Here is a 14,305-nt window from a genome sequence, read left to right on the forward strand (position 1 = left end):
TTATAAGAAAATCAGGAGAAATTGATGCAAATCCAAGCAAAACTGCCGCCCCGCAAATTCCGCCTGCCATTATCTGTTTTGGGATTGCTCAGTTATTCACTAACTGCCCAGGCTGGCTTGCTGGTGGGGCATTTGACCGACAAGAACGGGCAAGCCATGGGCAATGCTGTTCTGTTCGCAACGCCGCTGGACACCCCATCTCCCGCCAAAAAACCGGGCGAAACCAGTGTGGTGGCACAAGAAAATTATGCCTTCAGCCCCTTCCTGACTGTCATACGCAGCGGCACACAGGTGCGTTTTCCCAACAAGGATAATCACGAGCATCACCTGAAATCATTTTCTCCTGCAAAGACCTTTGAATTGCGCGTGAACAGCAAGAAAGAAGAACCTGCGCCTATCCTGTTTGATAAAGCGGGTGAAGTAGCCCTGGTTTGCCACTTCCACGACTGGATGCGCGGTTATATTTATGTGGTTGATACACCATATTTTTCCAGGACTGATGCATCGGGCAGTGTCGCCCTTAACAATCTGCCAGCAGGTAAATATGAAGTCAAAGCCTGGGCACCGAATATGTTTGGCGAACCCTTGGCACAAACCGTGCAAGTGGCCAATGATGGGCCAACCAATGTCAAATTTCAGTTCAATTTCGTGCCCAAGGCACCGCCAGCACCCCGCAACTTGAGCAAGAGTGCGACATTTGGTTATGACTGATTGCCTGCAATTTGCAGATTGCCTGGCATTGCGCCAGGCAATCGTAATCAACTTAATGAGCGCTTAATCACGCCTTAGCTGGTCTGCATTTGCTGCTGAAAAGTCAGTACGATAAATTCTGCAGGATGCACGAGCGCGACCATGACCGTGACATTCATCACGCCGTCAAGTATGTCCTGGGCTGTCATGGCAGTTCCCAACCCTACACTGACACTATATGCATCCGCTGGTTTACTGCCAACCAGTGCACCGTACTTCCATTGCGCATTCAAGAAATTGCTGATGACGGCACTCACGCTGGTCCAGGTCAGATTATCGTTAGCCTGAAATACATAGGCCTGCAAGGCAGCTTTAACCGATTGCTCTATCATCATCGCCGTACGCCTGACACTGATATAGCGCCAGTCATCGCTATTCCCCGCCAGGGTACGGGCGCCCCAGACCAACAAGCCATAGTTGGGAAACATGCGTATCGCATTCACGGCCAGGCCATTCAAGGGTACATTCAAGCTGCCCTGCTCCTGGTCGCTAATCGTTACTACAGGAGAAATGGCATTGATGATGGTTGTATTGGCGGGCGACTGAAAAACGCCAAAAGTATGGTCTGTACGTGCATATACGCCAGCCATCGCTGCAGCTGGTGGTAACAGGTTAACGCTGGTAGCGATATTGTTCATGCAGGTTTGATACAGAGGTGATACTGCCATCAGGCTTTGATGGCGCTGACGCACTGCCACTGCATCACCTGCCTGAGTCAACGAGCTGACAATACTGAGATAAGACTGCAACCTGGGCGCTGGCGCATCCGTTGCAGAGGGTGGAAATAATTGGCGGGCGACTGAAAAACGCCAAAAGTATGGTCTGTACGTGCATATACGCCAGCCATCGCTGCAGCTGGTGGTAACAGGTTAACGCTGGTAGCGATATTGTTCATGCAGGTTTGATACAGAGGTGATACTGCCATCAGGCTTTGATGGCGCTGACGCACTGCCACTGCATCACCTGCCTGAGTCAACGAGCTGACAATACTGAGATAAGACTGCAACCTGGGCGCTGGCGCATCCGTTGCAGAGGGTGGAAATAAAGTGGGTGCTTCCGTCGTCAAATCTGCCACCAGTAGAGCCAAGGTGGTGGCTGAAATCCATCTGTAGTCGATATCACTCATGCTGACGATATTCGTGTTCAGCCAGGGATAATAACTGACACCATATTTATTGAACTCTTCGCCGAGCCCGGCAATCCTGTAAAAACCACCACTACCCGTACCACCTGTGATGGGATCTTGCGCAGTGCCATCCGCAGGCAAATAGCCATTGCGCACGTCCAGCACGCACATGAGATGTTGCGATTGCTCACAGCTTTGCAATGCCAGTTGCGACACGCTGGCCCAGTCATCGAGACTGAGATGCACAGCATCTGGCATGACCAGCAAATCGGCTTCTGTGCAGCCAGAAGCTATGGGCAGAGCGTTGGTATACGCGTCTTTGCCAAAGGCGCCAGCAGCAATCACCTCATCATACGTACCAAGAGAAAGTACATAGCAAATCCCGCCACCATTATTGAAAAACAATTCCAGGCCAAAGTACAGGCCAAAAGCCGGAGCAGCATTATTGGCCTGGTATGGCGGTGTTGCCTGGCTATTGCTGACGTAGTCATACTCTATCTGTGGAGCAGCACCAAAGATATCAATGTACTCGGCCAGGGACGAAATGCGTACCGGCAGAGTTGCATTGGCTGCCTTGGCGCCGTTTTTTTCTGTATAGCCAAGAAATACCGGAATACCGGTGGGCACTGCCACCACGGTACTGGAAAAACCATCCACTTCCGTGACATAAACACCTGGTGTTGCGCGTTGTTCTATCATGCCTGGATACTCCCTGGTAGTGTGCCTGATAATTCCGGCTTTAAAATGATGAGCCGGGTCCAGCTAAAAATGCCAGCTCATCCGCAGTAGATGTACGTCCGAGTATCGCATTCCTGTGCGGGAAACGACCAAAGCGTCCAATAATCGCACGGTGCTTTATCGCGAATTTATAAAAGCCATCAAAAGTCTCGCGCTGTGCTTCTGGCACCTCGCGCCGCAATGCGTCATACAAAGCAACCGATTTGTCCTGATCTGCCAGCGACTCTGAGTGTTCGAGTGGCAGATAAAAGAATACTCTTTGTATGGGGCGCAACTGACGGTCTGCCTGCAATTGCAGCCCTGCCTCACAGTAAAGCCTGGCCTGCGCATCATAGGCAAAAGATTCAGGCAGGTTCCTGTACATATTCCTGGGGAACTGATCACAAAGAATAATCAGCGCCAGTCTGCCCTCGGCGGTATTTTCCCAGCCCGACAATTCCCCCTGTATGGCTTGCTCGGTGAGGTTGGCAAAACCGTCCCTGATTGCAGCATCCAGGTCATCGCTCTTGGACCACCATAGCTTGGCCTGGGATTGCGCAGTCTTTGCATCGTCGACATCCAGGCCAAACCAGAAATTTAATACTGCATGTACATCATCCATCTATGCGCCCCTCAGATTTAAGCTTCATTGTGAGCAATTTTATCTTTTCATTAAGGAAATTAATAATTCTTTTATTTCTGTCTTGACTGAAATAAAGGAATTAACTACACTGTGCTCATGGAACTTACACCCGTCAAACAAAAATTTATCCTGCACTGGGGCGAAATGGGCACCTTATGGGGTGTTAACCGTACCGTAAGCCAGATACATGCTCTGCTGTATATCGTCGGTTGCCCCATGCAGGCAGAAGAAATTGCGGACACCTTGGGTGTAGCAAGATCGAATGTCTCCAATTCGCTCAAAGAGCTGCAAAACTGGAAGCTGGTAAAACTGGCGCATGTCATGGGTGACCGCAGGGCGCATTATGAAACTTCGCTGGATGTCTGGGAATTGTTCCGCACGGTAGTACGTGAACGCAAGGAAAGAGAATTCAATCCTACCATCGCTACCCTGCAGCAATGTCTGGATAGCCCGGAACTGGATCAGGAAGACAAGGCCACGCAGTTGCGTATAGCAGAAACCCTGGCGCTGATGAAGACTGTCACCACCTGGACCGATGAAATGCTGAGGCTGGAACCAAATACCCTGATGAAGCTCTTGAAGATGGGTGCGGCAGTACAAAAATTTGTGCGCGGGGATGACAAGCAATAAGCTTGCTGTAATAAGTTTGCCATCTGATTCGCACAAGAAAAAATGCTCAGGCATTTTTTTTGAAGATAAATTTCTGTTTAGACAGAAATATCAGAAATAAAAGTTAAAATTGAGAAAGACTAAAATGAGCGACTATCCACTGACCGTTTTGTATGACGCATCCTGCCCTGTCTGCAAGCTGGAGATGGACAATTTGCGTGAGCGCGATCAATTGAATAAATTAAATTTCATTGATGCTTCAGCGCCTGGTTTTGATGTCGCAAAATATGGCGTGAGTTTGACAGAAGTGATGCGCGTCATCCATGGCATCAAACCCGATGGCACAGTCGTGACTGGTGTAGAAGTCATACACCTCGCCTATCGCGCCGCTGGTCTGGGTTGGCTGACGGCATTCAGCAATTGGCCCATACTCAAACCCATCTGCAACTGGGGCTATGAGCATTTCGCCAAAAACCGTCACTGGGTTTCTGAAGTATTTGCCGATTCCATCTTGCGCATTGCTGCAAGACGCGCTGAAAAACGGAGCCGCGCATGTAAAGAAGGGCGCTGCAACATCAAATAGAATTTACGCAAAACCGGCACAGTTGCAGTGCAGCGCCTGGCCCGGACAATGTTGCGTAAGCCCTTACAAGAACAAGATCATGAAAATTCTTATCTGCGGCGCCCGAGGTTTTTTAGGCCGCCATATCAGCCATGTTTTGCAAGACGCCGGGCATGAAGTCTGGCATGGCGTACGCCAACCCAAACTGCCTGAACGCCTGACTGATCCTGAAGAAATAGCGATCAATTATGCGCAGGATACCGAGCCAGCCATCTGGGAAAAACGTCTGCGCAGCCTTGGGCAAATTGATGTCATCATCAATGCCGTCGGCATACTCAATGAAACACCAGAATTAAGTTTTGATGCCATCCATCGAGATGCACCTGCTGCCTTGTTTTATGCAGCAGACAGATGTGGCGTCAAAGCAGTCGTACAAATATCTGCCCTCGGTGGTACGAACGAGGCTGAACATCCTGAAACCATGACGGGCTATATGCGCAGCAAGCGCGCTGCTGACAAGGTACTCATGGATATCGGCCCTGGTGGCCTCAGCTACCTGATCCTGCGCCCTTCTTTGGTGGTTGGCATTGATGGTGGTAGTAGCCAGTTATTCCGGGGCATGACCAGCTTACCTGTGCTTGGCTTGCCGGGGCGTGGTGAGCAACAAGTACAACCCGTTCATGTAGATGACTTGTGCGCGGCAATCGCGCTCTGGCTTGCAGATGAAAACCGTCATAGCATGGTCTTGAATGCCGTTGGCCCGCAAGCCATGTCTTACCGGGGCATGCTGGAAATTTATCGATCAGCCATGGGCATGCCTGCACAATACATGTTTTCTATCCCCATGCCTGTGATGCGTTTCGCTGCCAGTGCGGCCACACTGTTGCCGCAAAATCTGCTGACACCAGATAGTTTACGCATGCTGGAACAAGACAATGTAGCCGATGCCACGAGCTTTGCAACACATCTGGGCAGGCCAGCAAAATCGCATAAAGACTGGTTCACGGGCATCCCTGACCATATGCTCGCCAGCAGCGCGATTGCAGGCTGGAGCCTGCCATTATTTCGCTATGCACTGGCCCTGGTCTGGTTTGTCACTGCGGCTGTATCGTTTGGTCTTTACCCGATCTCTGGCAGTCTGGCTTTATTGCAGCCTTTAGGACTCAGCGGGGCACCTGCGATGTTCATGCTGATGGCCGCATCGACCCTTGATTTGTGTCTGGGTCTGGCTACCCTGCTCTGGCCAAGACGCATTTTATGGCTGATGCAAATTGCCCTGATTGTCGGTTATAGCGGCATCATTGCGATTTACTCGCCTGAATATTATTTACATCCATTTGGCCCGGTTCTGAAAAACCTTCCTATCCTGGCTTTACTCGCTTATTTATTTGCTCATCAAACAGACACACGAAAAGACACAAAATGAACACCTATCTCTTGCTTAAAACCCTGCATGTCCTGTCTTCTGTCTTACTGGTTGGTACCGGTTTTGGCTCGGCGTTTTATATGTTTTTCACCAATCGCAGCAGGCAATTCAAGGCACAAGTCGTGGTTGCACGGCTGGTCGTACTGGCTGACTGGTGCTTTACCACACCTGCCGTAATCATCCAGCCACTGACCGGCTTTGCCATGGTGCACATGGCAGGCTGGCCCTTGAGCACACCCTGGATCATGTGGTCCTTTGTCTTGTACCTGTTTGCCGGTGCCTGCTGGTTGCCTGTGGTATGGCTGCAAATACGCATGAAAGCCATGCTCGAAGTTGCAGATGCCAACAACACGACTGTGCTGCCAGAGCTGTACTGGCGCTATGCAAAGATATGGGAATGGCTGGGCTACCCTGCATTCATCGCCATGATAGGTGTTTATTTCCTGATGGTGAACAAGCCCAGTTTTTAATAACTGGAGACATCCAAATATAGCCAGCCTGCTGACGGCAACAGACTGGCTGCCCTCACTATTTAATGCAGCGCCTCATAGAATTCTGCCTCAATAATCGACAGCGCTCCTTTGGCGACAACTTTGGCACCGGTATCCGTATTCTTTTGATTGGCGACCTCTTGCATGGCAAATGCCTTGTCGCTGTCACTTGCAATACCGGTCAATTCGACTTTGACGACACTGCCCTGTACCGCTTTCAAAGGCAGGCTGACATAGCCCAGGCTCTTGGGTGTCAAACCCTCGTAGACCAGCTTGCCATCAACGCTGATGCGTATGGGGTAGCTGCGCTCACGCCAGCCAGTGAATTTGAAAACGGCTTCGGTCAGTGTGGCAGGGCGAACCAGCTCATAGGCTATCCATGCTTCACCAGGCACACTGCTGCTATGCCAGGCGGTGGTTTCATCGTCATCAAAGGACCTGGTGGTAGTGTCGGCATTGCTACCCGCTGTGACCTTGGCAATATCCATCGCCAGGCGCGATGCCTTGAATGAAGGAGTAAGCGGTGTCGGGCCACGTCCCAGGTAGGAAGGCAATTGCGCGCTGGCCAGTTGTGTACCCAGACCGGCATCCACTCTGACCGGTTTTGTAGTCATTTCCAGACTAGCTGATCGCAAGCCTGCGGTGGTGGCGGTCAGACGTATTTTCCCTGCTTTGGTAGTACTGCGTAACAGCACGCGATTGACACCACCCTCGACCGGTAAACTGGAAGACAAGATGAAATTATTTTCACCTTGCGCAATACCGCCGCGCCATTCTGCCGGGCCATCCAGTTTGAAATCAACCAGATTCAATGCCACAGGATTGCGCTGGCCGTTTGCGTCTATGACTTCCACCTCAACCAACGCCAGGTCCGCGCCATCGGCACGCCAGCCAGTTGGCGCAGCTTTGACACTCAGGCGCAAAGCCACCGGTTCACCCGCTGTTTTCAATACGGTTTCACAAAGCTTGTTGCCATCTGCAGCATAGCCAACGGCGCGCAACTCACCGACCTGCCAGCTTACGTCCTTGAAGCTGAACAGGAAGCGTGAACTCTGCTCACCTCTGCCCAGGGATTTACCATTCAGGAACAGTTCCACTGCATCTGCACTGGACACCACTGTTATCGCCTTGGTGGTCGCTGGCGTGTAATTCCAGTGGCCTATGATATGTATGCGTGGCTGTTCTACATCCACCCAGCCATCCCAGATAACCTGATGCGCATAAAAGCCGTCTTTGGGGATGCGCATGGCATCAACTTCGCCACTACGTCGATAATTTTCAGCACCGCGATGATGGGTATTGGTGTCAGAGAAAACAATATTGACACCGCCGCTGCTGACACGCCTGCCGGTGCCCGGTCGTTCGCGCCAATAGTCATGCCAGCGCTGTACATTTTCTATGGCGTGTGAGTCCTGATTGCGGTTGTAGATGCTTGCATCCTGCCCTTTGTGCAGAGGACCATCACCATCCTTGTGATACGGTGCAGTATAGTTATCCCAGTATTTTCGCAAGCCTTCATCACGCGAATATTCCATGGCCCAGAATGGCAGTCTGGCGCTCTTGTTGATGTAGAGCATTTCACCACCATATTCTGCCACCTGGCTGTTCAGCATTTCCCGGCTGCCAGCGGCACGACCGCCATACGGATCATACTGGTCACGTATGGCCTTCATCTCGCGCATATGAGTTTCGCTGATGCCCTTGTTACCGGATTCATAGAACAGGATGCTGGGATTATTGCGGTTATAAATGACGGCATCCCGCATCAAAGCCACTCTCTGTTCCCAGCGGCGACCATCGACATCGGCTTCAGAGTCACCAGCCGGCATGGCTTGTATCAGCCCTACCCTGTCGGCAGATTCCACATCCTGCTTCCATGGTGTCACGTGCATCCAGCGCACCAGGTTGCCATTGCTTGCTACCATCAATTGATTGCTATAGTCGCTTAACCAGGGTGGCACCGACATGCCAACTGCTGGCCACTCATTCGAAGTACGTTGTGCATAGCCGTGCATTTGCAGTACACGGTCATTCAGTTTGATCATGCCATTCGCGAATTCAGTTTTGCGAAAACCGGTGCGGGTATGTACGGTATCCACAGCGCGGCCATTCACTTTCAGCGTTGTGCTGACATCGTAGAGATAGCCATAACCCCAGCTCCAGAAATTCAGCTTGCCTACGCGTGCTGCGGCTTTGACATTCGCAGTCTGTCCGGCGTCTATAGTTAGGGCCGGGCTGGCAAATGCAGCGACTTTTTTGCCATCCAGATCAGTGATGACAACTTCATAGACAAGCTTGCTGGCTACCCCCGTTTCATTCCTGACCTGGGACTCTGCAGTAATTGTGGCGGCCTTGCCAGCCACATCAAAATCCTGCGCATAGATGTAAGTGCCGGTAGTACCCAGATTGGAATATAAGGGCAAGGTCTGATACAGACGGCCACTCAGATGCAGGCGGATATTTTTGGGGATGCCACCGTAATTCGCATTGAAATTATTGTTCGACCATTGGTAGCGCTGGTTAGTCGCTTTTTCACGGTAATCCCAGGCATTGTCGGTGCGCACTGTAATGGTGTTTTCACCCGTAGTCACAGCCTCACTGATATCGACGCCAAAAGCCATGACGCCGTTTTCATGCAAGGCGACGGATTTGCCATTCACAAACACCTCTGCCGCCTGCCGCACGCCTTCAAACTCCAGGAAAACCTTGCCAGCAACAGCCCCCGCAGGCAAACGGAAACGCTTGCGATACCAGGCAATGCCAGTCGAAAGATCGGCGATGTCCTTTTTAAATGCTTCATCTTCGTTCCATGCATGTGGCAAAGTAATGGACTTCCAACTGGCATCATCGTATGCGGGGCTGATTGCGCCCGGTGCATCGCCGACAAATAGTTTCCAGCCAGGGTTAAAGTCATAGACGCTGCGCGTCGGCATAGCTGGACTAGTCTGTGCTGCTTGCAGCGCATGCGCAGACAAACTCATAAACAGGAAGAGGAAGCCATTCAGAACTGGCATGAATAATCGAGATGTTCGCATGGATATCTACCCATCAATGGTTGAAGTCAGCACAAATTGTCGGTGCAGAATATGAAACAGCGATGCGCATTAACGCAACATGCAAGGTCTTTTACGGTCAAACTTCCAGCCGGGTATCAGGTACTGCATTGCCACTGCATCGTCACGCGCACCCAGGCCCATGCTGCGATACAGGCGATGCGCACGCTCCACTTCGGCCATGTCCAGCTCTACACCCAGGCCTGGCGTTTGCGGTACCTGCACCATGCCATCAATGATTTGCAAAGGCTGCTTGCCCAGGCGCTGGCCATCTTGCCATATCCAGTGAGTATCAATTGGCGTGATGTCACCAGGTGCTGCAGCGGCCACATGCGTAAACATCGCGAGCGAAATATCGAAATGATTATTGGAATGCGAGCCCCAGGTCAGCCCCCATTGCTGGCATAACTGAGCAACCCTGACGGCCCCGCGCATAGTCCAGAAATGTGGATCAGCCAAAGGGATATCCACTGCCTGCAAACGCACTGCATGATCAAGTTCGCGCCAGTCAGTGGCGATCATATTGGTGGCAGTTGACAAACCTGTTGCCCGCTTGAATTCAGCCATGACTTCACGGCCAGAGAAACTGCCTTCTTCGCCACAAGGGTCTTCTGCATAAGCCAGTACATCTGCCTTGTCGCGACACAGGCGTATGGCATCTTGGAGTAACCAGCCGCCATTGGGGTCAATCGTAATGCGCGCTTGTGGAAATCGTTCGGCCAGCGCAGTAACGGCTTCCATTTCATCTTCACCACGCAAAACACCACCCTTGAGTTTGAAATCGTTAAAGCCATAACGTTTATAGGCAGCTTCGGCCAGCTTCACAATCGCTTGCGGGGTCATGGCTGCTTCATGGCGCAAGCGCAGCCAGTCATCGTCGGCATCGCGGTTGCTGATGTAGGGAAGTTCAGTGAGTCTGCGGTCACCGACAAAAAACAGGTAGCCCAGCATTTTTACAGCACTACGCTGTTGCCCTTCGCCGAGCAGCGCAGCGACTGGTACATCCAGGAACTTGCCCAGCAAATCCAGCAAGGCAGATTCAAGTGCTGTGACAGCATGCACGGCGATGCGCAAATCAAAAGTCTGCTTGCCGCGCCCGCCACTATCCCGGTGTGCAAAAGCATCCCGCACCCGGTTCAATATACCTTGATAATCACCGATACCTCTACCCATCAGCAAATCACGCGCATCAAGTATGGTCTGCCGTATCGCTTCGCCACCTGGCACCTCACCAACACCGGTATTACCCAGACTATCGCTGAGTATCACAATATTGCGGGTAAAAAATGGGCCGTGTGCACCACTGAGATTAAGCAACATGCTGTCATGCCCGGCAACCGGGATGACTTGTAAATTGACGAGGACAGGCGTACGTGATGGATTAGGCATGGTTCTTTTCATCAAAAAAGTGACAACTTAAGCTTAGCGTATTGATGAAAATGGTAGCGCTATCAAAACAAGAGGTCAAGACCAGATACCATCAACAGAATGGTGTGAAAAATGGGATTCTGTACGCATTCCTCCTATGAAAATGACAGATTCAGCAATTGATTTTTACATCAATCAAGCACATGATTATTTTTACAAGCATGGAAAAATTTTGAGAAAATTGCTTTTTCATCTGAGATTTAGACGAAAAATGGTAGCGCAATAAGCACCATCATTCAGCTAAAGGGAAGCGTCAATGGAAGAGTAAATTCATGCATACTGCCAGCAAGCATGAGCAAGTCCAGGAGGATGGTAAGATGGGAAGATACAGAAGCAGGCGGAATCATTACTCAGACCCGCCTTTGACCAGCAATGCTTGCAGAACAATAAACTAAATCCCTTTGACCTGACGTGCCGCCTGCACCAACTCGTGCACATCATTCGTCATTACCGCCAGAAAGCCCAGCAAGATCAGATAATAAGCCGCATAGGTGAAACGCACCTCACCAGACATATTGTAGTAAGCCTTGTTCTCTTCCGCCTGAGGATCATATTTCCAGGCACGCCACAATTGTGGCCAGGCCAATAAACCAATGATGATCAGCATGGGGCTGGGGCGATAATAGAACAAAGCCAGCAAGACGGGTACGCCGACAAACCAGATGCGCGGCGTCAGCACGGCAGTGATGCGGCCACCGTCAAAAGGCGACAGCGGTATCATATTGAACAGATTCAAAAAGAAGCCCGAATACGCTACCGCCATCAATAAGTCGCTATCGTAATTGCGGGCGAGAAAATAGCAAAGAATCGAAGCAACCGTGCCTGCCAAAGGGCCGCCCAAGCCTATATATGCTTCGGTCTCGGCGTCGTGAGGCTGATCCTTTATCTCAGTCCACGCTCCCAGAAAAGGGATAAAAGTAGGCAAACCCGCACGCAAGCCACGCTGACGAGCAGCAAAAAAATGCCCCAACTCATGCACAAACATGAGCAAGACAAACCCCACCGCATACCACCAGCCAAATATCCAGGCGTAAAGGGCGACAGAAACAATCATGGTGCCGCCAGTGGTCAGCAACTTGCCAAACTTGACGCCGGAAAACAGCAGAAACAGCAGCTTCATCATCTTTATTACATCCTATTTATTTTGGCCTGGACTTCTTCAAGCTCTATAACTTGAAGTTTTATAACTTCAAGCTTTATTGCGGCCGAACAGCTTGCCTATCAAGGCGCCCAAGCCTACCACGGCAACCAGCGCCAGTTTGGCAAACTTGGCAAAGAAAGCAAAGATGAGGGCAAACAGGCCCAGCTTTTTGGCAGCGACACCGGCAACCAGAGCTGCCAGGCCATACTCAGCTACTTTGTCGGTACTGATATTGAAATCGCTGTAACGCTTGCCGTCTGTAAATTCCAGACGCCCCAATAAATCTTTGGCGATGGATTTTTGTTGTGGCAAATCGTTCAATGCCGTCACCAGGTTCAGGCTGATATAGCCTTCACGGCCCAGCGCATAGGTATTGTAGTTCACGCCCTGCCTGTCGCTGCTGCTCTGCTTATCCTTGGTGATCGCGGACCATACCAGCCTGTGGGTTGCAGCTTCATAATTCGGTTTTTCTGCCCAGCCCACCAGTTGCATTTCAGGAATACCACGCTGTACACGTTCTTTATTTCCCTGTTCGGTACCTTCCTTTAAGCTTTTCAGCAAGTCGTCAGCATTCCAGTCTTTGGCATCATCATCCTTGATATAACCAGATTTTTGGTAGCGCGCGACAATCATCCAGTGTCCTTCTTCCGGGAAGATGGCACCAAGCAAACTGGGGTCAGATGAATTGCCCATGGCACGCATGATGCGGCCAGCCTCAGGCATGGGGATAAAAATCTGGCCGGCTGGCACTTTCAATACTGCCTGATCTATCATTTTGATTTCTGCCGGACCTGCCTGCATGACTTTTTTTGCTTCGTCGAATGCTGCTTTCACTTCTGCATCGGCAGCCGCATTTTGCGCGTAAGCAAAATGGCTAAAGACTGCAACAAATAAGGCTAATACCCACTTTAAAAACTGCTTGGCGATCATGTTCATTCCCTGTGAATTTATATTTTGATGAGCAATTTGGCATCCTGGCATTTGTCATCATTTATTGAGTGCGCTGAATTAAATACTGCAGATCAAGTACTGCAGATTCATGGATATTGTGCATTTACACACACTTAGTTTCCATAAAGATAAGCATAATGCCTTGAAAACTGGACTAAATCAAATCCAGGCCAGGCTCTTAGGAGCTAAAATAGCACCCTCAGCTAAAGCTCTCACCGTAAATAAACTGCCCGCATCTATTGATGCGGCAGGCGCAGGCAAAATCATGACCACCCCCATCGTTAATCCAGCTACAAACCCAGAAAAACCTTTGGAGATACTGCCTGCGGCAACAGTCGCCATAGCGACAAAGCATTTGCGCGACATCCTGCAACTGGCCTTTGAACATACTGATCAGCATCAGGCAGTAGTCGTATATGACCAGCGCAGCCCTCTCGCGGTGGCGCTGACCAGTGCCTACCGCGCCTGCCTGCCCAATGCACGCTTTATCAATTTCGATGCAGAGACACCAGAATTGATTTTATCGACCTTGAATGCCTTGCAGGCATCTGATCTCGCAGTGCTGGTGCAATCCACCAATTTTCGCCTGGAAGCCTACAGACTGCGGGTGGAGTTATTCAAGCGCGGCCTGAAAGTGATAGAACATCCCCATCTCGCACGCATGGAAGGTGACGAAAACCTGTATTACATAGAGTCGCTGGCCTATGATGCCAACTACTATCGCGGTACTGGCAATGCGCTCAAACAAAAAATCGATAGCGCCAGCCGTGGTGTCGTCGATAGTGGCGGCGCTGAACTGGTCTTCAGTGGCCGCTTTGAACCGGCCAAGCTCAATGTCGGTGACTATCGCCAGATGAATAATGTCGGCGGCCAGTTCCCTATCGGTGAAGTGTTCACCGAATCGGTGGCGCTGGAAGACGTTTATGGCAAAATTCGCATCTTTGCTTTTGGTGACACCAGCTTTACCGTCAATCGCCCGGCACAGCCTATTACCCTGATCGTTGAAAAAGGCCAGGTTGTTGACACCATCAATTCCACACCTGAATTTGATCAGGTGCTGGCCAACATCCGGGCAGATGACAGCATAGTCTGGGTGCGTGAACTGGGTTTTGGCATGAACAAGGCATTTTCCAAGGACAAGACCGTGCGTGACATAGGCACTTATGAGCGCATGTGCGGCGTCCATTTATCCCTGGGTGCCAAGCATGGCAGCTATGCCAAACCGCATATCAAGCGTGGTGAAGGCCGCCATCATGTCGATGTTTTCGCCGTTACCGAAGCGGTAAAACTGGATGATGAAGTGGTCTACAGGAATGGTGCCTGGGTAGTTTGAGCCGCATCCATTAGCAAAACAACACAAAAACCCAATTACTATCCCTCCGGATCAGGGCATAGCGGCTGCAATATG

General features: G+C 50.8%; 13 protein-coding genes. 6 read left to right on the forward strand and 7 right to left on the reverse strand.

The annotated features are described in order from the left end of the window. The first annotated feature begins 24 nt into the window (after positions 1 to 24). Entirely contained in the window at positions 25 to 711 is a 687-nt protein-coding gene (locus UNDKW_RS15505; RefSeq protein ID WP_162059401.1) for a carboxypeptidase regulatory-like domain-containing protein, read from the forward strand. A gap of 74 nt (positions 712 to 785) precedes the next feature. Here UNDKW_RS15505 and UNDKW_RS15510 read toward each other — a convergent pair whose 3' ends face one another. Genes UNDKW_RS15510 through UNDKW_RS15520 form a run of 3 tightly spaced genes read right to left on the reverse strand, consistent with a single transcriptional unit; the run spans position 786 to position 3,215 of the window. Continuing rightward, positions 786 to 1,448 carry a phage tail sheath family protein gene (locus UNDKW_RS15510; protein ID WP_162059402.1) on the reverse strand — a complete coding sequence of 221 codons (663 nt, stop codon included), beginning with the start codon at positions 1,446 to 1,448 and terminating at the stop codon, positions 786 to 788. Positions 1,449 to 1,465: 17 nt separating this feature from the next. Then, positions 1,466 to 2,575 (reverse strand): hypothetical protein, encoded by a 1,110-nt coding sequence (locus tag UNDKW_RS15515; RefSeq protein WP_162059403.1) that lies wholly within the window; start codon positions 2,573 to 2,575, stop codon positions 1,466 to 1,468. Between the two features lie 40 nt (positions 2,576 to 2,615). Further along, complete coding sequence (locus UNDKW_RS15520) at positions 2,616 to 3,215, reverse strand: DUF924 family protein (RefSeq protein ID WP_162059404.1); 600 nt, start codon at positions 3,213 to 3,215, stop codon at positions 2,616 to 2,618. 117 nt (positions 3,216 to 3,332) lie between these two features. On the opposite strand from UNDKW_RS15520, the gene UNDKW_RS15525 reads away from it, so the two are divergent. From UNDKW_RS15525 to UNDKW_RS15540, 4 genes are all read left to right on the forward strand, one after another. Beyond that, positions 3,333 to 3,866, forward strand: a complete 534-nt coding sequence (locus UNDKW_RS15525) for a GbsR/MarR family transcriptional regulator (protein WP_162041877.1) — start codon at positions 3,333 to 3,335, stop codon at positions 3,864 to 3,866. A 124-nt stretch (positions 3,867 to 3,990) separates the two neighbouring features. Further along, positions 3,991 to 4,428: a thiol-disulfide oxidoreductase DCC family protein gene (locus tag UNDKW_RS15530; protein ID WP_162059405.1), complete on the forward strand. Its 438-nt coding sequence runs from the start codon at positions 3,991 to 3,993 to the stop codon at positions 4,426 to 4,428. Between the two features lie 79 nt (positions 4,429 to 4,507). Then, positions 4,508 to 5,833, forward strand: coding sequence for an SDR family oxidoreductase (locus UNDKW_RS15535; protein WP_162059406.1), 1,326 nt, complete (start codon positions 4,508 to 4,510; stop codon positions 5,831 to 5,833). Then, entirely contained in the window at positions 5,830 to 6,303 is a 474-nt protein-coding gene (locus tag UNDKW_RS15540; RefSeq protein ID WP_162041880.1) for a DUF2269 domain-containing protein, read from the forward strand. Before UNDKW_RS15535 ends, UNDKW_RS15540 begins: the two co-directional genes overlap by 4 nt. 62 nt (positions 6,304 to 6,365) lie before the next feature. Here UNDKW_RS15540 and UNDKW_RS15545 read toward each other — a convergent pair whose 3' ends face one another. The 4 genes from UNDKW_RS15545 to UNDKW_RS15560 all read right to left on the reverse strand — a co-directional run bounded on the left by UNDKW_RS15545 (position 6,366) and on the right by UNDKW_RS15560 (position 12,876). After that, a complete protein-coding gene (locus UNDKW_RS15545) occupies positions 6,366 to 9,359 on the reverse strand; it encodes a sugar-binding domain-containing protein (RefSeq protein ID WP_232062989.1) in 2,994 nt (997 codons plus the stop codon). 69 nt (positions 9,360 to 9,428) lie between these two features. Then, entirely contained in the window at positions 9,429 to 10,766 is a 1,338-nt protein-coding gene (gene gudD / locus UNDKW_RS15550) for a glucarate dehydratase (RefSeq protein WP_232062990.1), read from the reverse strand. A gap of 430 nt (positions 10,767 to 11,196) precedes the next feature. Beyond that, entirely contained in the window at positions 11,197 to 11,928 is a 732-nt protein-coding gene (locus UNDKW_RS15555; RefSeq protein ID WP_162059408.1) for a site-2 protease family protein, read from the reverse strand. A 66-nt stretch (positions 11,929 to 11,994) separates the two neighbouring features. Beyond that, the gene (locus UNDKW_RS15560; protein WP_232062991.1) at positions 11,995 to 12,876 is read right to left on the reverse strand and encodes a DUF2167 domain-containing protein; all 882 of its coding nucleotides are present in this window, start codon (positions 12,874 to 12,876) and stop codon (positions 11,995 to 11,997) included. A gap of 286 nt (positions 12,877 to 13,162) precedes the next feature. Here UNDKW_RS15560 and UNDKW_RS15565 point away from each other — a divergent pair, with 286 nt between their 5' ends. Then, on the forward strand, positions 13,163 to 14,230 hold the full coding sequence (locus UNDKW_RS15565; protein ID WP_162059410.1) for a hypothetical protein: 1,068 nt from the start codon (positions 13,163 to 13,165) through the stop codon (positions 14,228 to 14,230). Positions 14,231 to 14,305: the final 75 nt, after the last annotated feature.

Origin of the sequence: Undibacterium sp. KW1, from assembly GCF_009937955.1 — a bacterium.
In the GTDB taxonomy this organism is placed as follows: Bacteria; Pseudomonadota; Gammaproteobacteria; order Burkholderiales; family Burkholderiaceae_D; genus Undibacterium.

What these genes read in the sequence shown, in the direction of transcription:
- UNDKW_RS15555 (WP_162059408.1), bottom strand. Translation starts at nt 11,928, where the DNA reads ATGATGAAGCTGCTGTTTCTGCTGTTTTCCGGCGTCAAGTTTGGCAAG.
- UNDKW_RS15505 (WP_162059401.1), top strand. Translation starts at nt 25, where the DNA reads ATGCAAATCCAAGCAAAACTGCCGCCCCGCAAATTCCGCCTGCCATTA.
- UNDKW_RS15515 (WP_162059403.1), bottom strand. Translation starts at nt 2,575, where the DNA reads ATGATAGAACAACGCGCAACACCAGGTGTTTATGTCACGGAAGTGGAT.
- UNDKW_RS15545 (WP_232062989.1), bottom strand. Translation starts at nt 9,359, where the DNA reads ATGCGAACATCTCGATTATTCATGCCAGTTCTGAATGGCTTCCTCTTC.
- gudD (WP_232062990.1), bottom strand. Translation starts at nt 10,766, where the DNA reads ATGCCTAATCCATCACGTACGCCTGTCCTCGTCAATTTACAAGTCATC.
- UNDKW_RS15535 (WP_162059406.1), top strand. Translation starts at nt 4,508, where the DNA reads ATGAAAATTCTTATCTGCGGCGCCCGAGGTTTTTTAGGCCGCCATATC.
- UNDKW_RS15565 (WP_162059410.1), top strand. Translation starts at nt 13,163, where the DNA reads ATGACCACCCCCATCGTTAATCCAGCTACAAACCCAGAAAAACCTTTG.
- UNDKW_RS15560 (WP_232062991.1), bottom strand. Translation starts at nt 12,876, where the DNA reads ATGATCGCCAAGCAGTTTTTAAAGTGGGTATTAGCCTTATTTGTTGCA.
- UNDKW_RS15530 (WP_162059405.1), top strand. Translation starts at nt 3,991, where the DNA reads ATGAGCGACTATCCACTGACCGTTTTGTATGACGCATCCTGCCCTGTC.
- UNDKW_RS15540 (WP_162041880.1), top strand. Translation starts at nt 5,830, where the DNA reads ATGAACACCTATCTCTTGCTTAAAACCCTGCATGTCCTGTCTTCTGTC.
- UNDKW_RS15520 (WP_162059404.1), bottom strand. Translation starts at nt 3,215, where the DNA reads ATGGATGATGTACATGCAGTATTAAATTTCTGGTTTGGCCTGGATGTC.
- UNDKW_RS15525 (WP_162041877.1), top strand. Translation starts at nt 3,333, where the DNA reads ATGGAACTTACACCCGTCAAACAAAAATTTATCCTGCACTGGGGCGAA.